Source organism: Actinomyces sp. oral taxon 448 str. F0400 (assembly GCF_000220835.1).
Taxonomy (GTDB): Bacteria; Actinomycetota; Actinomycetes; order Actinomycetales; family Actinomycetaceae; genus Actinomyces.
The window spans coordinates 441,027-460,893 of the sequence record NZ_GL985606.1 but is presented as its reverse complement, the minus strand read 5'-3'; the positions used below and the strand labels follow the sequence as shown (position 1 = coordinate 460,893).

The window sequence follows — 19,867 nt, the reverse complement described above, 5'->3', positions numbered from 1 at the left end:
GCCAGAGCCGCCGGAGCCGCCGGAGCCACCGCCGTCGCTGCCGTCGTCGGTGGCGATTTGGGCGGCGATCTGAGCGGTCGCCGCGGAGAAGTCTTCGACTAGCTGGTGGTCCTGGGCTTGGGCCAGGAACACCAGATGAGCGATAGCGTCCTCCACGCCCAGCAGACGGGCCTCCATACGCCCGGTGAAGCAATAGGCCGGCGTGAACCCGTACAGCTGTCCCTCACCCACCGGACCCAGACGCTCGATCGCCTCATCCACCACCAACCGCCCCGTGGCCTCATCTTCGAACACGTCCTTAAGCGGTGAAGTGAAGACGGTGCAGCCCATGCGCTCGCGTTTGACCGGGTCGCTCATACGCCGAGCGGAGCCGGCGCTGGGCCGAAGGGTGCCCAGTATCGGGTCGATCTTCAAGGCGGGGCCGGAGATCTCCCCCCACAACTTCATGTCGCCCATGGCGGTGCGGTTCAGGCACCACCACTTCTGGTCGGGGAAGGGCAGGGCCGTCCCCTCCACCCACGCGTCGACCACCGGGGCCCACACCAGCGGATCAGTGATCCAGAACCGACCGTCAGCGAACCCATCGAACCCGAACCGCCGCCACACATACAGCACCGACTCGGGCAGCACACCCGAGAACCGCTCCACATGCTCCTCATCCACCCCATGCCCCGCACCCATCGGATAATACTGGTGATACCCCAGCAGATCCTCCTGCAACGACGACTCCACCCACTCCAGATCCCACGGCAGATCAACCATGACCCCACCCTAACAACCACCACCACACACCGTCAGCCACACACCGCCCCGCACCGACACCACACACAACAACACCCCGCGCCCACGCCACCGACTCACCCTTCCCCGCGTCGGAACGCGCTGATCTCGAAAGTCTTTTTCCTTCCACGGCCGCAGACGCGCGTCCTCCCCGAGGCGGAGGTGGGTCCCATGCCCCGCCCGTAGACTTCTGAACATGACATCCGACCTGCCTCCAGGCTCGCAGGACGCCGACACCACCGTCGAATCAGCGCCCGCGACCTCGCCCGTCGGCATTCCTCGGATCGGCGTCACTCCCGCCGTCCCGACACAGCAGCCTTCTCCAGCTCCGTCGAGGTCCCGTTCGACCACCCTTCTGGTGGATGCGGCGCCTCACCGCCTGCGCCGCACCGAGGACCTACTCGATCTTGTCCTGGCCGCCATTGGCTCGGCCTCCATGCTCATTCTAGCGGCCTACGCCCACGAGACGACCACCGGCGTCACCCTCGATGTGCAGAATGCTCTCGCAGCCGTCCTGCGTCAGATCCTCGTCTTCCCCCTCCAGACCGTCGAGGGCCTGGCGACCTTCCTCGTACCCGTGTCCGTCGTCCTGGCGAGCCTCCTGCGCCGTTCCTGGCGCACGGCCGGCCAGGCGATTCTGGGCGGTATCGGCGGATTTCTCCTGGCCTGGGCCGTGCTCGCCGCCGTCACCTCCTGGGCGCCCTCCGCCATCATCTCGGGTCTGACGGTCACCGCCTCGGGCACCGCCAAGGTCGGCATCTCCACGGTCTTCGCCACCCTGGCCGGTCTGCTGACCGGTGCCGGGGAGCGACGCGCCTCTCATGCGGTGCGCCGCGGCTGGACGGCCCTGTGGGTCATCATCGGCTTGGCCGTGCTGCGCAGCGCACTGACCCTGCCCGGCGCCGTTATGTCCGTCCTGCTGGGACGCGTGCTGGGTCTGGCGATCCGCTACGGGTTCGGCGTTGAGGACCGGCGCGCCCACGGCACCGCGCTCGTGCGGGCGCTGCGCCGCGCCGGCATCGACGCCGTACGGGTGGTGCGCATGGACCGCGCCCCGGCGGCAAAGGCCTGGACAGTCGTGACCGATACGCCTGTGGGATACACCGAGCAGGTTCGGGAGAATCCGTTGACGATACCGGCCGCCATGCCGGACCTCGATGATGCCGGGCCCCGGCTCGACTTGACTGAGTACCCGAACGAGCCCGCCGAGGTCGCCGCCGCGCTACATCCGGAGGAGACGGCCACGATCACCACCGCCACCGATGTCGACCTGGAGGCGATTGTGACCGAGGCCTCCTCGGCCGCCCTGACCGTGGGCCGGCCCTCGGTGCACAGGCTCTACGCCGTGTGGGACGCCACGGGTATCCGCCGGGACGTGACGGTTCTGGACACCGACAGCCAGGTCGCCGGCTTCGTCTCCACCCTGTGGGACCGCATTCGCATTAAGGGGCTCTCCCCCGAGCGCGACCTGTCCGTGCGCTCGGCGGCCGAGCACGCGGCTCTCATGACTCTGGAGGCCCACCGTGCCCGGGTGCGCACCCCGGCGCTGTTCGGGATGGCGGAGGCCGACGAATCCGTTCTGCTGGTGGCCGATCATGTCATCGGTGCACGCGCCCTGGGCGATCTGGACGAGGTTTCCGACGACGTCCTGGCTCAGCTGTGGGAACAGCTGGGCCGGGCCCACGCCGCCGGCCTGGCTCACCGCGCCATCGACTCCTCCAGTGTGGTCGTCGACGTCGCCGGATGCGTGTGGCTGCTGGACTGGGACTCGGGGGAGACGATCTCCTCCGAGCTGTCCCGCCGCGTGGATCTCGCCCAGACTCTCGCCCTGACGGCCTCCGTCGTCGGCGTCGACCGAGCCATCGCCGCGGCCTCGCGGTCGCTGAGCACGCCTCAGATCGCCTCCATCGCGCCCATGCTCCAGCGCGTCGTCCTGCCCGCGACGACCCGCGACGCCCTGGGCGAACAGCGCGGCCGGCTCCTCCAGGAGCTGCGCGACGCTCTCGTCGCCCTGACGCCCACCGCGCACGCCGAGCCCGCCAAGCTCACCCGGTTCTCCCCGCGGACCGTCGTCATGGCGGTCGTCGGGCTCGTCGCGCTGTGGACGCTGCTAGCGCGCATGAATTTCAGCCAGATCAGCGCCGCTGTCGCCGCAGCCAACGCGTGGTGGATTCTCGGCGCCGTCGTCTTCTCCCTGGCGACCTATCTGGGCGCGGGGATCGCACTGGTCGCCTTCAGTCCGGTGCGTCTGAGCGTGTGGAAATCGACCGAGGTGCACCTGGCCGGCGCGGTGGTCTCCCTCGTGGCCCCCGCCGGGGTCGGCGGTGCCGCCATCAACTTGCGCTTTCTGACTCGCAGGGGTGTGCCCACCCCCATCGGCGTGGCCACGGTCGCGCTCGTCCAGGTCGTCCAGTTCCTCGTCACGATTGTTCTGCTCATCATCCTGGCTGCGATGACGGGGCAGTCCACCGGGTTGACCCTGCCCTCGGACTGGCTCGTCCTGGGTGCCATCGTGCTCGTGGCCGTGGTCGGCTCGGCGCTGTTCGTGCCCCGGGTGCGCACCTGGGTGCGGGCCAAGATCGAGCCCACGTATCGGCAGGTGTGGCCGCGCCTGGTGTGGATCATGTCGAACCCGCTGCGCCTGGCGCTGGGCGTGGGGGGCACCGTCCTGCTCAGCCTGAGCTACGTCCTCGCCTTCGGCGGAAGCCTGTGGGCCTTCGGGTACACGCTCCCCTTCTCGATTCTGGCGATCACCTACCTGGCCTCCAACACGGTGGGGTCCGTGGTGCCCTCTCCCGGCGGCATCGGCCCGGTCGAGATCGCGCTGACCGCCGGGCTCGTCACGGCCGGCATCCCGAGCGGTGTGGCGCTGTCCGCTGCGATCGTCTACCGCCTGGTCACCTTCTGGATCCCCATCCCGGCCGGTTGGCTGAGTCTGCGGCACCTTCAGCGGAGCAGGGACCTGTAGACGATCATGGGCATCATGACCCCGACTCCCGTCAACCCCCGCCACGCGCTCTTGCTATCGTGAGCGAGGAACACCGGTACCCAATGATTAGAGACGACATGACTACACCCTTGCGTGGACATGCAGGCCCTTCCCGGTCCTGGGAGTCCATCCGCTCCCGCTGGGCCAGCCGACAGATCTACGTGGGGATCGGTGCCATTGCCGGCACGGCGAACATCGTGCTGAACACCGGCAAGTATGGTGCTCCTCATCCCATCGATCTCGCCTTCATGGTCGTTGCCCTCGTCCTCGTCACCCTCCTCCCGCTCCGCCCCTCATGGGGCATGGTGGCCTATCTCGCCTCCTGGCTTTTCTTGCTCGGCCTACCACACCCCTTCGCCTCGGATATGTTCCTGACTCACCTCGCGGTCTTCTTCTTCGCGGGGCGCTTCCTCCCGCCGTGGTACGCCGGGGCAGCCCTCCTCATTCTGCTCGGCACCGACTTCCTCGCCCTGCAGCGCGGCGTCGCTACCAGTGCCGCGGCCGTCAGCGAGGCCGGTGGGGTGGCTTTCCACGTCATCATAGGACTCCTCCTCGTCCCCACCGGCGGCATGATACGGAGCAGCGAGCAGAACCGCCTGACTCAGGCGCAGCAGGCGGAGGAGCGTCTGGAGGAGCTGCGCATGCAGATCTCCCGTGAGATGCACGACCTCATCGCCTACTCCATGTCCCAGACGGCCCTGCGGGCCCAGCGCGCCGCTGCGGACACAACCTACCCGGCGGCCGCCCGCAAGGAATTCGCGGCGCTGGAGACGACGGCGGCCGACGCCCTTCACGAGTTGCGCCTCCTTCTGCGCACCCTGCGCCGGGCCGCCCCCGAGCTCGCCCCCGACGTCACCCAAGGCGTTGGGACGTCGAACGTCGTCACCGACCTGGGGGCCGCGGTGCGCGCCGTCAGCGACGACATCGCCGCCGCCGGCTTCGACGTCACCTATCGGTGCCGCGGGAACATCTCCCCGACGCGATCCCAGGCCTCCACCCTCTCCCGGGTGGCCCGCGAGATGGGCGCCAATGTCGTCCGCCACGCGGAGCCGAATGCCCCGGTGACCCTGACCCTGCGGCTGGGACCGGAGGTCATACGCCTGGTGTCCACCAACCGCATTCGCGTGGCGCCCGGCGACCTGCCGCGCTCCGGTTCGGGCGTGCTCGGCATGCGCGAGCGTCTGACCGCCATCGGCGGCGAGCTGACCACCTTGACCGACGACGGCTCCTGGATCGTGACCGCCACCGTCCCGGTGTCCGGCACGCGGGCCCTGGCCCCCGGGGACGAGTCATGATTCACGTGGGCCTAGCCGACGACGACGCCCTGGTCCGCAGCACGCTCACCGAGCTCCTCGCCACCACCGAGGACGTCAGGATCGTCTGGGCCGCTCGCGACGGCCGGGAGGCCCTCGACCTGCTGTTCTCACCGGAGACCCCTGAAGTCCAGGTCCTGCTCCTGGACGTCCAGATGCCGCGCCTGGACGGCATCACCCTGGCGGAAAGGCTCCGTAAGGAGCGCCCCGGCATCGGCATCCTCATTCTGACGACCTTCGTAGCCGACGACGTACTCAACCGGGCCCTGGCCGCCGGCGTGCGCGGCTTCATCGCCAAGGAGGACCCGGTGGCGACCCTGGCCGACACGATCCGCAACGTCGCCGCCGGCAATATGGTCCTCTCCCCGGCGTCCTCGGCCATCATCGGCGGCTGGTCGGCACCCGCCGCCCCCGCGGCCGCCCCCTCGCCCGATACGGCGGCGGTCCTGCCGCCGGGCGTCAGCCTGTCCCCCCGGGAGTCGGAGGTGCTCGTCCTCATGGTGGAGGCGCTGTCCAACAAGCAGATCGCCACGCGTCTGGGCCTGAGCGAGACCACCGTCAAGACCCATGTCTCCGCGCTCATCGCCAAGCTCGGCGTCCAGGACCGGGTCGGCGCCGTCGTCTACGCGCTGCGCAACGGACTCGTCTGACCATCCTCCGGTCGGAGGAGGCGCAGAGGACCCGATCGGAGGATGTACAGCTCCGCCCGGCTGGTGCATGATTATCTCTGTCAGGTCCTCCAAGGAAAGGCGACAAACATGGCCACGGCACCTTCAAGCTATCGCTTGGCGTTCTACTCGTGGTGGTGGTTCCCTCACTACTGATCGCAACCGCCCAGCGGTGTTCGAATCGGTCTTTCCTTGCCCCTGCTAGAGCCCTAGTCTATACGGAAAGGTGATACGATATGACCTCTTATCCCTCACGATGGGTCTACTACCACGGCGCTCTCTGGTGGTACCGCCGCTGACCCCGATCAGCGAACATTATTCGCGTACAAGCTTTCCTGAGCCCTTGAATAACCTGCCCGAGTCCCTGAGATAAAAACCCTATAGTGCTTGGTCCCTGATCCCTGAATGTTCGTGAACCACCCTGGCCCCTGAAGCCCTGACGGCTCACGAACCTCTCTGATCCCTGCCGTGTGTTCCTGACACTCCCTGAGTGTCCCTGGGTCCCTGATCTTCCCTGATAAGGTCCCTGGCCTCCCTGAGGGCTATGAGATCCCCTGAGGATCTCTAAGGCCTCCCTGAAGGTCTCTGGTCATCCCTGACCGGTCCCTGCCGTGCGGGTGGAGTCGGCCCGTCTAGGACGGACTCCACCCGCACGGCTTTACCTTTCTCGGAAGAAAATCGTGAAGTTCCCATGGAATTACTCTGTCGCCGAGGCTGCGCCGCTGCGCCCCGTCTCGAGCGCCACAGACGCCCACTCTCTCGCCGCACGTGACCGTTTCGAAATCGAAAGCGTGCTCGACATCCTCTCTCAGGTCTGCCCACGCAGACTGGCAGAGCACCGCGTCCTCGAACTCGACTGCGGAAGAACGCGCCCGCCCTTCCTCCTCGCTGCCGCAGGACACCATGTCCTCGCCACCGAAGCCGATCCCGAGGCCCTCGCGAATATGGCCGAACGACTCGTGCCGTCCGCACCGTCGCACACCGACATCATCACCAATGTCGAGCTGCGGCTGGCGGATATACGCTCCTTCTATTTCACTGAAGAGTTCAAAGCTGTCCATCTCAGGGCTTCCCGCCTCGCCCTCCTCAACGCCGAACAACGTCGTGACGTGCTTGAACGTGCGAGAAATCACCTGGCCCCCGGCGGTCTTCTGATCATGTCCACCCAGGAGGTCCGGCGCGCGACCACCTCCCTCATCGGCGCTATCTCGGATCCCGCGCCCGTCTATCCGGTAGCGGACACGGCCCTCGAAGGCGACCAGCGCCCGGGTCTTCACTGGGATATAGAACTCAGCACTCCGCAGTCTCAGCTGATCGCGTCCGCCTGGATCGCCGACACGTGCACCCGCCTGGGCATGACAGTGACCTTCCAGCGGTCACGACCCGACCCGGCCTACCCGGGCCACACCCACGTCACTCTGGCCGCACGGCGACCTTGAGCGCCGCCGCCCGTCGGGCCGCAGGAACGGCTGCGGCCCGACGGGTTTTCTCAACCACGCACAAGGCGCTCGATCATTTCGGCGTGGGCGCTCGGCGTCCCCGCCACTAGTGAACCGGGTTCGCGCACATCCACCCGGGTCCCGTCCAGCCGGGTGACGGCCGCACCCGTCTCCCGGCAGATCAGTGCGCCGGCCGCAACATCCCACGGCTGCAGGCGAGGATGGACGAGGCTTCCGGCCCGACCGGCCGCCACCTCGACGAGCTCGAGCGCCGCCGCACCGTAGCATCGCAGGCCGCGGGAGGACCGGACGATCTCAGGCAGGTGGCCCAGGCATGCGAGCGCATGAACATGAGCGATGACCACGCCGTCGGCCACAGTGGCGTCCTGGATGAGGGGGAGCGGCCGCCCACCGACGCCGGACTCATCGAACAGCCGTCCCGTGCGGGCGCCTCTTCCGGCCACAGCGGTGTAAAGCCGGTCGTCCACCGGGTCGGCCACGATTCCGAGCACTGGCGCCCCATCCTCGACGAGGGCAAGTGAAATCGCCCAGTGACGGTGAACGGCCACATAATTCAGGGTGCCGTCGATCGGGTCGAGCACCCACACGCGGCCGCGCCACGAGTCGACCGTGTGCCCCTCCTCCCCCAGCAATGGATACCCGGTGGGGGCCAGGCGCTCAGCGATGAGTGCCTCGACGCCGCGGTCGATCTGAGTGACCACATCATTGCGGTCGCGTTTGGTGTCGATGCGCAGTTCCTCGCCCGGGTCGAGGGCGAGAAGCGCCCCCGCGCGGACGGCCTCAAGGGCGGGGGCAAGCAACCGGTCCGGAGCGGACGCGTCTGCATCATGAATGGGGGCGGCGTGCTGTGAGCTCATGGTTTCTCCCTGCGACCTCTGCGACCTTTCGGGCTAGGGTCCTGACTCTACGCGGTGGCCGGGGTGCGGTTCAGAGGGTCAAGCCGGTGTCGCATCCTTGGTGGAGGGTCCGGATGCCGGTGGGGCGGCCGGCCGGCATGAATGTCGGCCTCGTAGCCGCCCTTGCGCGCCTTGTTGTCCTTACGCGCTTCAACGATGTGCTCAAGCGCCTCTCTCATGGTGGTGTGGGGATGGCAGTGGGTGGGGCGGTGGCCCAGCGGGGACGGACCTGCTCCATGGTCTGCCCCAGGCCGGGGATGGGCTGGTCCTGGCACAACCACGGCAGAGAGGACTCGGTCAAGTTGACCAGGTTGTCCCTGACATCACCACGCACAGCGGAGAACTTCTTAATGGACAGCGACAGGTAATGCTCCCCGCAAACGAAGACCGTAGTCCCGTACGGGGCGTCCTCACCGACACCGATCTTGGCATTACCAACACCATCCACATCGGGAAAGGAAAAGGACGACAAACTATTACCGACCGTCAGCATAGGGGAATCCCAGGGACTATATACATTGCTGAGGTACCCGAACTCACTGTAGAACACCGGGGAACTGGAATCGGAGTTAGGAACTTCCACCCAGCACCTCGACCCCTCAACGTCGCTCTTAGTGGCCATAGCAGTCGCCTCAGGACCGAACATGCGGTAAACGCCGCATCAGGCAACCCCGAACAGGTATACCCCTCCGGACCCGGCGGAGCAACCGCCCCCACCACCGCCGGCCCCGACCCCGGCACCGGAGACGGAGACGCATCCCCCCGCCACACCCCCGAACAACCCGACACCACCACACACACCACCACCACAACACAACCCACCACCCAACGACAACCAACCCCCAACCCGGGCAGTCCCGCCTCTCTCATGGTGGTGTGGGGATGGCGGTGGGTGGGGCGGTGGCCCAGCGGGGACGGACCTGCTCCATGGTCTGTCCCAGGCCGGGAATGGGCTGGTCCTGGCACAACCACGGCAGAGAGGACTCGGTCAAGTTGACCAGGTTGTCCCTGACATCACCACGCACAGGGGAGAACATGCTGATGGACAACGTCAGGTAATGCTCCCCGCAGACGAAGACCGTGGTCCCGTACGGGGCGTTCTCACCGACACCGATCTTGGCATTACCAACACCATTCACCTCGGGAAAGGAGAAGGACGACGAACTATTACCGATCGCCAGCATGGGATCGTCCCAAGGGCTGTATTCGCTGCTGAGGTACCCGAACTCACTGTAGAACACTGTGGAGCTGGAGTCGGAGTTAGGAACTTCCACCCAGCACTCCGACCCCTCAATGTTGACGTTAGTGGCCATAGCAGTCGCTGCAGGGCCGAACATGGCGGTAAACGCCGCATCAGGCAACCCCGAACAGGTATACCCCTCCGGACCCGGCGGAGCAACCGCCCCCACCACCGCCGGCCCCGACCCCGGCACCGGAGACGGAGACGCATCCCCCCGCCACACCCCCGAACAACCCGACACCACCACACACACCACCACCACACAACCCACCACCCAACGACAACCAACCCCCAACCCAGGCACCCGCACCGCCATCACCCGCCCCACGCGTGTCCCGGCGCCTCACCGCTAGACGGCTTGGCCATCTCATAACCCTCATTGAAAGAAGATTGTCTTGTGTCTGTGTAATCAAGAGTGCCGTCGGCGCGGTGGTAAAGGTAACCGCCAACCTGATCGAGGCCGCGCTTGACGCCAGTATCTCCGATCTCGGACGGATCCATGTCCACCGTCAGAGGATTCCCAGCCTCGTCGACCACCCGATCCGTCTGACGGTCTTTCCCACTGTCGCGGACGGCTCCCAGCAGATCATCCGAATCATACAGACCGCTGTTGAGAAGGGAGGCGGTGAGCTGCTCATAATTCTGCTTGAGCGCCACATCTTTCATGTTGTGGGCTCGCGAGTTCGCACTGGACTCCTGATCCTCATTGAACGGCTGGGCGACGTTCACAATGTACGACGCCTCCGGCCCCACCGTCGGAATGAGGCCAGCCAGGAAGGAGGCGGTCTTATTGCGATCCTTGGAGACCTTGTCGGCCTTCTCGGCACTGCCCACCTCCTGGTATCCGGCGGCGCCGGCGAAGAACCCGTTGGTCCTGCACTGAGCCTTGACCGCTGCATTCACGGACTTGGGGTTTCCCGAATCCTCGTACGTGGCGACGGCGTCGTCGAACACCTTCTGATTGTAGTCGGTCACCGATTCTCCGAGGCGACTGGACGCGGTCTCATTGTAGGAGATCTGACCGACGAGATTCGACAGGGCCCGGTTAGTGAAGAGCGGCCTGTAGTCGTACGTCGTCGTCCCATCATCCGCTTCCGTTTCCACGGAGTCAACGGGGCCCTTCGGAGTCGCCTGTTCCGTGGAATCAACGACGCTGTCCGGGTGGTTCGCGAGCGTTTCCGACACGAGGTTCCTCACCCCATCGGGCAGGGTCACGGGCTTCTCGCCGCCGCCGACACCGTTGAGAATCCCTGAAACGGCCGTTGCCGAGGCGTAATCCTGGTAGGACCTCTCCTCCTGACTCATCACCGCCGGGTCCGATGAAACCCAGCCCTGGGAGTCGAACTCATAGGCCATCGTCGCCCAGTCGGTGGCCCATCCTTTCTCCTTCAGGGAGCCCCAGCCGACCAGATCCTGCACGCGTTGAACGGTCTCCTCCGTCTGGTCCGGCGAAGCGGGATCCGGCGCCCCCTGCCCGTCAGGGCGGGCGACCAGCCAGTTCTGCGCCGCCTGAGGATTGCCGGTCATGGCATGGACGACGCCCGCGATCGGATTATCGGAGTAGAGCTCCTTCGGAAGGAGGAGATGGGAATCATCGTGAAAGTCGCCCAGGCGGTGCCACCAGTCCCTCGGGCTGGTGTTGTCCCACTTCTGCGGCGAGTAGTTCTCCATGCGTTGGGCCAGGGTGGTCAGCATCGAGTCACTGTAATCCAGACCCACGGACTCAGCCGTCCCATCCTCGTCGACGTCGACGTCCTGCGAGGCCATCAGCATGCCGTTGAGAGCCTTGAGGCGTTCGGACTTGCCCTTCTCCTCGGTGGCGTCCGCGAGCTTGTTGGCGTAGTCGGCCGCCTGATCGTCCGGCCAGGTGTACGACGCAGTCGCCAGAACGTGACCGAGCGCGTTGGTCAGATCCCGGGCGGCATCAGGGCGCAAAGACCAGTCCGTCTGGTCCTTCGCATCCCTGGCCGTCATCTTACCGTGAATGTCCGCGGGCAAGTCGAGAAGACGTCCCGGGTCGATATTGGCCAGTAGGGCATTGGCGTAGGCCGGATCGTCCTGACCGGCCTGCACTCGGGCCAGAAGAGTATCCCAATCGTCAGGGTCGCAACCGCCCTTCGCATAGTCGGAGAGCGAAGCGGCATCCTCCCGGGCCTGGTTGACTGTATCAACGTTGTTGGACGCCGTCGCATTCTCCGCAGTGTCCTCCATACCCTCCGGAATGACGTAGGAGATCGTTCTCCCATCCGCACCGGTGGACGTCAGCCCGCTCTCATTGGCCGCCCTGGCCGCATCCAACCGATTCTGGAGGTCCGCAGCCTCGTCCTCCAGGCTAGCGCAATGCAGCCCGACAATATCGGAGAAATCCGTCAATGACGTGGGTGAGTCCTCATAAGTGTTGACATTGACCGCATCGTCCCGGTTGGTGATCGCGGTGGTCGCGTAGCCCTTAAGGCCGTCGATCAGCGTCTGCAGCGCATCAGGATCAAGAAACACGTACGCCATCATGCATTCCACTCAGCTCGCGCATCGGATTTGTCGACGTACGTCGGCTCAAGATTCCACTCGTCCTCAACCGCGGTGGTGGCGTCCCTGAATTTGGAGCCGATCGAGGAGATGATGCTCTCCAGGACCGTGTAGGCCGCATCCGCCTTCGGCGACTGCCACACGCTCCCCTCGCCACCCAGCCCCTCCGTGAGGGTCTGGCTCTTAGGAGCTTCACCCGTATCCATATAATCAGCGCCGACGGCCTGCTCGGCCGCCTTCAAGGAATCCAGGACCACCTTCAACGCCACCTTCTTGTAATTGATCGCCTGATTCGGATCCGTCGGAGGATCGACCTCAGGCTCCGGCGGGACCTCAACCGGCGCCACTTGCGGCGACGGGGCGGGCGTCGGAGCCGGAGCCGGAGCGGAGGAGGACGACGGGCCGGGCGTCGGAGCTGGACCGGGCGAGGGACTAGGCGTCGGCTGACCCATACGATGGGGACCTACTTCCTGTGTAGGGACACACGTCAATCCCGACACACCCTACTCCCCGGACCCCGCCGTCAATCAACCCCCCGCTCGGACCGTCGCACCCCGCCAATGCCCGAGCAGGCGGCGCTGGTGACGCGGACCAAGGCAGTCGACAAAGCGGTCGACTCGGGAACGCCACCGATCAGGCGCATCGAGCATCGACGCCGCTGAGTTCGCTACCGCCGAGCGGCCCGACGCCTCTCGGCGGGCGAGTCTCGATCCTGCTGGGCAATGACATCACCCGGGAGCTCCGCCGCTCCGGCTGCTCGCCCGCCCGCTCTCAACGCTCGCCGGATACTGCCATCACATCTCCTCCACAGCAGCGGAGCTCTCGTCACCCGTCTCCTTCCGCGCCGTGCGGCGCGAGCGCAGCCACCAGGCGACTCCGAGGGCCGCCAGCCATATCGGGGAGACCGCCACCGCCTCACGCGTCTTGTCCGCCTGAATCAGCGTCCAGACCACGAAGAGGAAGAAGGCCAGCGTCCCCCACGCGGACACCCACCCGCCGGGGAGCCGGAAAGTGCTCATCGCATGCCAGTCGGGTCGCAGAACACGGAAGCGTAGATAGGAGACGATGATGATGCACCATACGAAGATGAACAGCACACTGGCCATCGTCGTCACCGTGAGGAATGCCGTCATAATCGACTCCGACATGTACAGCAGCGGGATCGAGGTCAGCAGGGCCGCGCAGGTCGCCAGCAGTGCCGGTCCGGGCACGCTGCGCGCCGTCAACTTGCGGAAGATCCGTGGAGCATGGCCGGCCCACGACAATCCGAACAGCATCCTGGACGTCGAGTAGATCCCCGAATTGGCGCTGGAGGCCGCCGCCGTGAGGACCACGAAGTTGACCACGCCGGCGGCAACGCCCAGCCCGGCCAGTGAAAACATGGCCACGAACGGACTCGATCCCGAATCGACCTCCCGCCACGGAGTGACGGACATGATGGCGGCGAGCGCCCCCAGGTAGAAGATGACGATGCGCACCGGGATCGCGTTGATCGCTTTGGGCAGGGTGACCTCGGGGTCCTTGGCCTCCGCAGCGGCGGTGCCGATCAGTTCGGTTCCCACGAAGGCGAAGACGGCGATCTGAAACGCCCCGGTGAATCCGTGGAACCCGTTGGGGAACATGCCGCCGTCGCGCCACAGATTAGTCACACTCGCATGCGCGCCGTTCGGCGAGGCGAAGCCGATCACGACCAGTACGATCCCCACGACCACCAGGGCGATGATGGCCACGATCTTAATGATGGAGAACCAGAACTCGATCTCGCCGAAGGCCCGCACAGTGGTGAGGTTCAACCCCAGCAGTATGGCCACAGTGACCACCGGCGCCACCCACAGCGGCAAGTCCTCCCACCAGAAGCGGGCGTAACCGGTGATCGCGATGACTTCGGCGATAGCCGTCACCAGCCAGCAGACGTAGTAGGTCCAACCGGTGAAGAACCCGGCCCACGGTCCGATAAGGTCGTGGGCGACGTCCGCGAAGGACTTGTACTCCAGATCGGACAGGAGGAGCTCGCCCAGGGCCCGCATGACGAGGAAGAGGACGCCTCCGATGATCGCGTAGACCAGGAGCACCCCGGGGCCGGCCGCCGATATGGCCTCGCCGGATCCCATGAAGAGCCCGGTGCCGATGGCCCCTCCGATGGCGATGAGCTGGACGTGCCTGTTGGTGAGGCGTCGCTGCAGCCGGTCGTCCTGAGCGATCTGCTCGGCCATGAAATCTCCTCGTGATGGGCTGACGCGGGCAGCCTACTCGCAGGTGCGCTCGCACGCCGTCGCCTCTTGTAGGCTCAAGGGCGATGATCACATCCCGACCCCTGTCCTGGCAGACCGTTCGCACCGTTCGCAGCACCGCCGCGGGCCATCTGCCCGCCGCCGCGGACCGCCTGCCCGCGGCTGCGGCCGTCCTCGCGGGGGCATGGATCCTCATCGCCTACTCCGTCGGCCAGTGGCGCTCGATCACGGTGCCCAGCTGGGACCTGGCGATCTTCGCCGAGATGGCCAAGGCCTACGCCCACGGCCATGCACCGATCGTCCCGATCAAGGGGGACGACTACAACCTGCTAGGCGACCACTTCCACCCCATCCTCGTGCTGCTCGGTCCCCTGTGGCGCCTGTTCCCCAGCCCGCTCATGCTCCTGGTGGTCCAGGACCTGCTCCTGGCCGTCTCAGCCTGGCCGTTGACGCGCCTGGCCACGCGCCTGCTGGGCCGCTCGGTCGCAACGCTGCTGGGGGTGTTCTACGTCCTGTCGTGGGGATTCCAGGGCGCGGCGCAGGCCCAATTCCACGAGATCGCCTTCGCGGTGCCGCCGCTGGCATGGGCGTCGGCCGCTTTCGTCGAGCGCCGCTGGTCGGCGTGCGCCCTGTGGCTGATGCCACTGGTGTTCGTCAAGGAGGACATGGGGCTGACTCTCATCGTAGCGGGCGGCGCCATCGCGCTGCGCGGGTGGCAGGACGAGCGCGCAGGTCTCGCCCCGGCGCCCTCCGCCGGCGTCGGAGGGGGAGCCGTATCCAGCATCGGGAGGGAGCCCACGTGGTGGCGCGCCCTGCGCGTCGACCGTCCCGAGGCGGGGCCCTCGGGGGGCGGAGCCGTCGCGCCCGTCGGGGCGGGCCGGCCCACAGCGGTGCAGGTGGGCGGGTACCTGGCCCTCTTCGGCGCGCTCGCCTTCGTCCTGACCGTGTTCATCATCCTGCCGCTGCTCAGCCCCACGGGGTCCTGGCAGTACGGGCTGGGCGGCAACTCCGGCGACGGCGTCGCCTCCGCGCAGACCGGCGGGACCCTGCTCGAACGGCTGTTCTCCCCGGACGTCAAGGTCGCCACGCTGTTCATGCTGGCGTGCACGGCCGGCCTGATCGGCATGGCCTCGCCATGGATGGCGCTCACATTGCCGACCCTGGGCTGGCGCTTCCTGGCGGACAAGGAGGCGTACTGGCAGTGGCGGTTCTGGCACTACAACGCCGTGCTCATCCCCATCGCGCTGGGAGCGCTGCTCGACGTCGTCTCCCGGCTGCGTCAGCGCCGAACCCGCAGGTCCTCGGGCGCACTACTCGGCGAACCGGCCGAGTCCGTCGACGAGTCGAGCGCGGGTTGGCTGGCCGCCCCCGTATGGGCCCGCCGGGTGGTCGCCGTCGGCGTCGTCGTCCCGCTGGTCACGGGCGTCCTCACCGCCTCCGACCTGCCCCTGTGGACCATGACCCAGACGGATTACGGCACCACCCGCCGGGCGGGCGCCGCGCAGCAGGTGCTCGACTCCATCCCCGAAGGCGCGAGCGTCGAGACCGACCTGACGCTCCTGGCCTACCTGGTGCCGAAGGCGACCGTGTCCTGGGTGGGCACATCCGACCGGGCCAACGACTACGTCATCGTCGACTCTCATTCCCCGGCCTGGGGCGGCAGGCCGCCCACCGACGCCGCCGCGTGGGCAACGCAGTCCCGGCACGTCTCCTACGAGCTCATCCTCGACGTCAACGGTTTTCAAGTGGCGAAGCGTCAGTAAGCGACATGAGTGAGAATGGACGGGCGCTGGTCGCCGTCGGGCTGGGGGGCGCCGTCGGCACGCTGGCGCGCGCCGGTCTGGCCGAGGCGTGGCCGCACGATCCAGCGCATCTGCCCGAGGCGACCCTGACCGTCAACGTGCTCGGCGCTCTCGCCCTGGGCCTGCTGACCGGACTGCTCGCAACCATTGGCCCCGACAAGGGCCGCCGCAGAACCGTGCGACTGGCCGTCGGCACCGGCCTCATGGGCGGGCTGACGACGCATTCGACCTACATCCTGGAGACTGCCGGTCTGTTGGGCACCGACCACCGGCCGCTGGCGTTCACCTACCTGTTCGGCTCGCTCGCCGTCGGAGTGAGCGTGGCTGCCGCGGGGCTGATCCTGGGCGAGAGCGCGGGCCGACGGCTCAGGCGCGAGAAGAACGAGGGGGACCAGTCATGACGCCGGCGACATGGGTGGCTCTGGCCGTCGCCGGCGGCCTGGGCGCGGTGGCGCGCTTCACCGTGGACGCGCGCGTGAGCGCGGCCGCGGCCCGGCGGCGAGGCGATCGCGCCCGCCGCCGGCGCATCGACGTCATCCCGCTGGGCACGATCACCGTCAACCTCAGCGCCTGCTTCCTGCTGGGTCTGCTCTCCGGAGCGGCGACGGCGGCCCCCTCATGGGTCCACCCGTGGATCTCCACGGTGGCGGGCACCGGTTTCCTGGGTGGTTATTCGACCTTCTCGACGGCCAGCGTGGAGGGGGCCCGCCTGCTCCTGGACGGCCGGGGCGATGCGACGCTGATGCACGCGCTGGTCCTGACAGCGGGCACGCTAGCCGCCGCGGCAGTCGGATTGTGGGTCGGCACCCGGGGCGGCTCGGTACTGGTCCGGGCGGCCTGACCGGGCCTGACCGGTCGGGCGGGAAGATCGGGCAGGCGGATAGGACTTCGGCCCGCGGGGCAACGGGTCGTTGTCCCTATACGGTATCCGTACCGCTCGGGGCCGGGACGTGCGAGAATCATCGCCCGGGACCTTCCCACCCTTCCCTTTCGAGCAGAGAGCCGGGCATGACTCCTTTCATCTGGTGCGCCGTCGTCGGCTGCGGGATCCTCGCGCTGTCCTTGATCCTCGACGGGCTCACGGACGGGCTCGACGACATCTTCTTCGACGGCTCGCTGCCAGTCATCGCCGCGGCGCTGGGCGTCTTCGGCGCTGTCGGAGCGGGGGTGCAGGCCCTGACCGGGGAGCACGTGGCGACGGCGGTGCTCATCGGCGTGCCCCTGGTCGCCGCGCTGGCCGCGGGCGCGGGAACCCGGGCCCTGTGGGTGCGGATGCGGCGGGCCATGCCCCGCAACGCCATCCCGCTGACGCCGGGCGAGCTAGTGGGCACGGATGTGCGGGTCCTGTGGTGGAGGAACGGCCGTGGTGAGGTCATGGCGACTTCTCGCGGCCATCAGCTGACATTGGAGGCCCGCTCGGACGGCTCCCTGCGCACCGGTTCGACCGCCGTCGTCCTGGAGGCGGCCGACGACGTCCTCGTCGTCACCTCCCTGGCCTCCGACACCTGAGCGAGCGCGTGGGCATGCGACCGGTGCGCCCCGGTACGGGACCGCTCACGCCGCCCGACCGCAACGACACACATACGAAGGAGACCGAATGCTCTACGCAATCATTGCGCTCGTCGTCCTAGCGATCCTGGTGGGACTCTACATGCTCTCGAGGGTGGTCGTCGTCCCCTCCAACATGACAGGCCTGGTCGCCGGATCGACCCGCAACGGCGAAATCAAAATCATCCGGCCCGGTGGCCGGGACTTCGTTCTGCCGATCATCCAATCGATCCAGTACCTGCCCTTCACGCAGAACACGATAGGATTCCGGGTCACCGCCGAGGACGAGAACAAGATCAATGTCAACGTCTCCGCCGTGGCGGCCGTCAAGGTCGGCGACTCCGACGAGCAGGTGCGCGCCGCCGCCAAGCGCTTCCTCGGCAAGCCGAACACGGATCAGGCGATCGCCGACTCCGCCCGCAACGCGCTCATCGGTTCGCTGCGCTCGATCGTCGGCCACATGACCATCACCGACCTCATCTCCGACCGCGACGCGCTCCAGCAGAACGTCTTCGACGATGCCAAGTCCGTCATGGCCAACATGGGTCTGGAGATCGACGTCCTCCAGATCTCCGAGATCGCCGACGAGAGCGGTTACATCGAGTCCCTGGGCGTGCCCGAGCAGCAGCGCGTGGAGAAGGACGCCCGCGTCGCCCGCGCCAATGCGGAGCGGGAGGCCAAGGACGCCGAGGTCACCTCGCGTCAGCAGATCGCCGAGCGCGAGCGCGACCTGTACTTGCGTCAGGCGCAGCTCAAGGCGGAAACGGACAAGGCCCAGGCGGAGGCCGCCTCATCCGGTCCTCTGGCGCAAGCCGCCAAGGAGCGCGAGATCGCCGTCATCGAGCAGGAGGCCGCCCAGGCCAAGGCCGCACTGACCGAGCGCGAGCTCGACTCGACGGTGCGCAAGCCCGCCGACGCCGCCCGCTACCAGCGCGAGCAGGAGGCCGAGGCCACTAAGGTCGAGTCCATCCGCAGGGCGGAGGCGGAGGCCGAGCGCACGAGGCTGGACGCCAAGGCCGACGCCGAGGCGACAGTGGCCCGCGCCGAAGCGGAGGCCCGTGCGACCGCGGCTCGTGCCGAAGCGGAGGCCGAGGCGATCGCGGCCCGCGGCCGTGCGGAGGCGGAAGCCGTCCAAGCGGCCGGTGAGGCCGAGGCGAAGGCCATGAGCGACAAGGCGGACGCGCTGGCCAAGTACGGGGAGGCCGCCACCCAGCAGATGGTGCTGGACAAGGCCCCCGACATCGCCCGCGCACTGGCAGAGCCGATGGGCAGCGTCAAGGACATGTCGATCATCTCCACCGACGGCGCTTCCGCTCTGCCCAAGGCCGTGGCCGGCAACGTGGAGCAGCTCGACGCCATCATGCGCTCGCTGACCGGCACGGGTCTGACCGACATGTTCAATCGCATTGCGGATGACGACAGGCAGACCTCCCGCGACCGTCAGGACCGGTAGGCAACGGACCCGTGAGCCCGTGCCCGGCCTCCGGGAAACGCGTGGCGCCAAGACGTGCTGCGCAGATCCGGGGCCGGGGCGGGCTCGCGGCCCGGCCTCAAGTCCGTGTTTCAGCTCACCAGATTGAACGGCTTGATGCCCGACGGCGGCAATGAAACCGGCGACGGTGTGTGGTGGTGGTTGTTAGGGTGGGGTCATGGTTGATCTGCCGTGGGATCTGGAGTGGGTGGAGTCCGACATCCAGGAGAGTCTGCTGGAGTATGAGGGTTGGTCGCCGATGGGTGCGGGGCATGGGGTGGGTGAGGAGCATGTGGAGCGGTTCTCGGGTGTGCTGCCCGAGTCGGTGCTGTACGTGTGGCGGCGGTTCGGGTTCGACGGGTTCGCTGACGGTCGGTTCTGGATCACTGATCCGCTGGTGTGGGCCCCGGTGGTCGACGCGTGGGTGGAGGGGACGGCCCTGCCCTTCCCCGACCAGAAGTGGTGGTGCCTGAACCGCACCGCCATGGGCGACATGCAGTTGTGGGGGGAGATCTCCGGCCCCGCCCTGGACGTCGACCCGATACTGGGCACCCTGTGGCCCAGCGCCGGTGACGCAGCAGATATGGATAATTTTGTGATGCGCGAGCGCATGGGCTGTCTTACCTTCACTTCACCGCTTAAGGACTCGTTCGAGGATGAGGTGTCGGGGCGGTTGGTGGTGGATGAGGCGATCGAGCGTCTGGGTCCGGTGGGTGAGGGACAGGTGTACGGGTTCACGCCGGCCTATTGCTTCACCGGGCGTATGGAGGCCCGCTTGCTGGGTGTGGAGGACGCTATCGCTCATCTGGTGTTCCTGGCCCAAGCCCAGGACCACCAGTTGGGGCAGGACTTCTCGGCGGCGGCCGCTCAGATCGCCGCTCAGATCGCCACCGACGACGGCGGCGAGAGCCCCGGCGGCTCCGGCGGCGACGGCGGGGGCGAT

The 19,867-nt window shown here is 67.2% G+C and carries 17 protein-coding genes; 10 read left to right on the top strand and 7 right to left on the bottom strand.

Translation table 11 applies throughout. The features are described 5' to 3' along the window. The coding region (locus HMPREF9062_RS12035; RefSeq protein WP_009748345.1) for a GAD-like domain-containing protein at positions 1-762 on the bottom strand (762 nt) is incomplete at its 3' end. A 214-nt stretch (positions 763-976) separates the two neighbouring features. Here HMPREF9062_RS12035 and HMPREF9062_RS02030 point away from each other — a divergent pair. The 4 genes from HMPREF9062_RS02030 (at position 977) to HMPREF9062_RS02015 (ending at position 7,189) form a co-directional block, all read left to right on the top strand. Beyond that, the gene (locus HMPREF9062_RS02030; RefSeq protein WP_009748344.1) at positions 977-3,748 is read left to right on the top strand and encodes a lysylphosphatidylglycerol synthase domain-containing protein; all 2,772 of its coding nucleotides are present in this window, start codon (positions 977-979) and stop codon (positions 3,746-3,748) included. Between the two features lie 98 nt (positions 3,749-3,846). After that, on the top strand, positions 3,847-5,064 hold the full coding sequence (locus HMPREF9062_RS02025) for a sensor histidine kinase (RefSeq protein WP_083819996.1): 1,218 nt from the start codon (positions 3,847-3,849) through the stop codon (positions 5,062-5,064). Further along, positions 5,061-5,732 (top strand): response regulator transcription factor, encoded by a 672-nt coding sequence (locus HMPREF9062_RS02020; RefSeq protein WP_009748342.1) that lies wholly within the window; start codon positions 5,061-5,063, stop codon positions 5,730-5,732. The genes HMPREF9062_RS02025 and HMPREF9062_RS02020 overlap by 4 nt, the downstream gene beginning before the upstream one ends. Positions 5,733-6,430: 698 nt before the next feature. Continuing rightward, on the top strand, positions 6,431-7,189 hold the full coding sequence (locus HMPREF9062_RS02015; protein WP_009748341.1) for a class I SAM-dependent methyltransferase: 759 nt from the start codon (positions 6,431-6,433) through the stop codon (positions 7,187-7,189). A gap of 50 nt (positions 7,190-7,239) precedes the next feature. Here the strand turns inward: HMPREF9062_RS02015 and HMPREF9062_RS02010 are convergent, their stop codons facing one another. The 6 genes from HMPREF9062_RS02010 to HMPREF9062_RS01985 all read right to left on the bottom strand — a co-directional run bounded on the left by HMPREF9062_RS02010 (position 7,240) and on the right by HMPREF9062_RS01985 (position 14,085). Beyond that, positions 7,240-8,067: an inositol monophosphatase family protein gene (locus HMPREF9062_RS02010; protein WP_009748340.1), complete on the bottom strand. Its 828-nt coding sequence runs from the start codon at positions 8,065-8,067 to the stop codon at positions 7,240-7,242. A 214-nt stretch (positions 8,068-8,281) separates the two neighbouring features. Further along, positions 8,282-8,599 (bottom strand): hypothetical protein, encoded by a 318-nt coding sequence (locus HMPREF9062_RS12355; RefSeq protein WP_009748339.1) that lies wholly within the window; start codon positions 8,597-8,599, stop codon positions 8,282-8,284. A gap of 373 nt (positions 8,600-8,972) precedes the next feature. Then, positions 8,973-9,380 (bottom strand): urea ABC transporter substrate-binding protein, encoded by a 408-nt coding sequence (locus HMPREF9062_RS02000; protein ID WP_253270633.1) that lies wholly within the window; start codon positions 9,378-9,380, stop codon positions 8,973-8,975. A 281-nt stretch (positions 9,381-9,661) separates the two neighbouring features. Next, complete coding sequence (locus HMPREF9062_RS01995) at positions 9,662-11,851, bottom strand: DUF6571 family protein (RefSeq protein WP_034253523.1); 2,190 nt, start codon at positions 11,849-11,851, stop codon at positions 9,662-9,664. Continuing rightward, positions 11,851-12,219: a hypothetical protein gene (locus HMPREF9062_RS13200; RefSeq protein WP_009748336.1), complete on the bottom strand. Its 369-nt coding sequence runs from the start codon at positions 12,217-12,219 to the stop codon at positions 11,851-11,853. Before HMPREF9062_RS13200 ends, HMPREF9062_RS01995 begins: the two co-directional genes overlap by 1 nt. 447 nt (positions 12,220-12,666) lie before the next feature. Further along, positions 12,667-14,085, bottom strand: coding sequence for an amino acid permease (locus tag HMPREF9062_RS01985; RefSeq protein WP_009748335.1), 1,419 nt, complete (start codon positions 14,083-14,085; stop codon positions 12,667-12,669). Between the two features lie 83 nt (positions 14,086-14,168). Between HMPREF9062_RS01985 and HMPREF9062_RS01980 the strand changes: the two genes are divergently transcribed. From HMPREF9062_RS01980 to HMPREF9062_RS01955, 6 genes are all read left to right on the top strand, one after another. Continuing rightward, the gene (locus tag HMPREF9062_RS01980; RefSeq protein WP_009748334.1) at positions 14,169-15,866 is read left to right on the top strand and encodes a DUF2079 domain-containing protein; all 1,698 of its coding nucleotides are present in this window, start codon (positions 14,169-14,171) and stop codon (positions 15,864-15,866) included. Between the two features lie 5 nt (positions 15,867-15,871). Further along, positions 15,872-16,306, top strand: a complete 435-nt coding sequence (locus HMPREF9062_RS01975; RefSeq protein WP_009748333.1) for a fluoride efflux transporter FluC — start codon at positions 15,872-15,874, stop codon at positions 16,304-16,306. After that, positions 16,303-16,746 (top strand): fluoride efflux transporter FluC, encoded by a 444-nt coding sequence (locus HMPREF9062_RS01970; RefSeq protein ID WP_009748332.1) that lies wholly within the window; start codon positions 16,303-16,305, stop codon positions 16,744-16,746. Before HMPREF9062_RS01975 ends, HMPREF9062_RS01970 begins: the two co-directional genes overlap by 4 nt. A 167-nt stretch (positions 16,747-16,913) precedes the next feature. After that, complete coding sequence (locus HMPREF9062_RS01965) at positions 16,914-17,414, top strand: nodulation protein NfeD (protein ID WP_009748331.1); 501 nt, start codon at positions 16,914-16,916, stop codon at positions 17,412-17,414. An 88-nt stretch (positions 17,415-17,502) separates the two neighbouring features. Next, positions 17,503-18,906, top strand: coding sequence for a flotillin family protein (locus tag HMPREF9062_RS01960; protein ID WP_009748330.1), 1,404 nt, complete (start codon positions 17,503-17,505; stop codon positions 18,904-18,906). A gap of 196 nt (positions 18,907-19,102) precedes the next feature. Beyond that, positions 19,103-19,867 (top strand): GAD-like domain-containing protein (locus tag HMPREF9062_RS01955; RefSeq protein ID WP_009748328.1); only part of this gene is annotated, 765 nt, incomplete at its 3' end.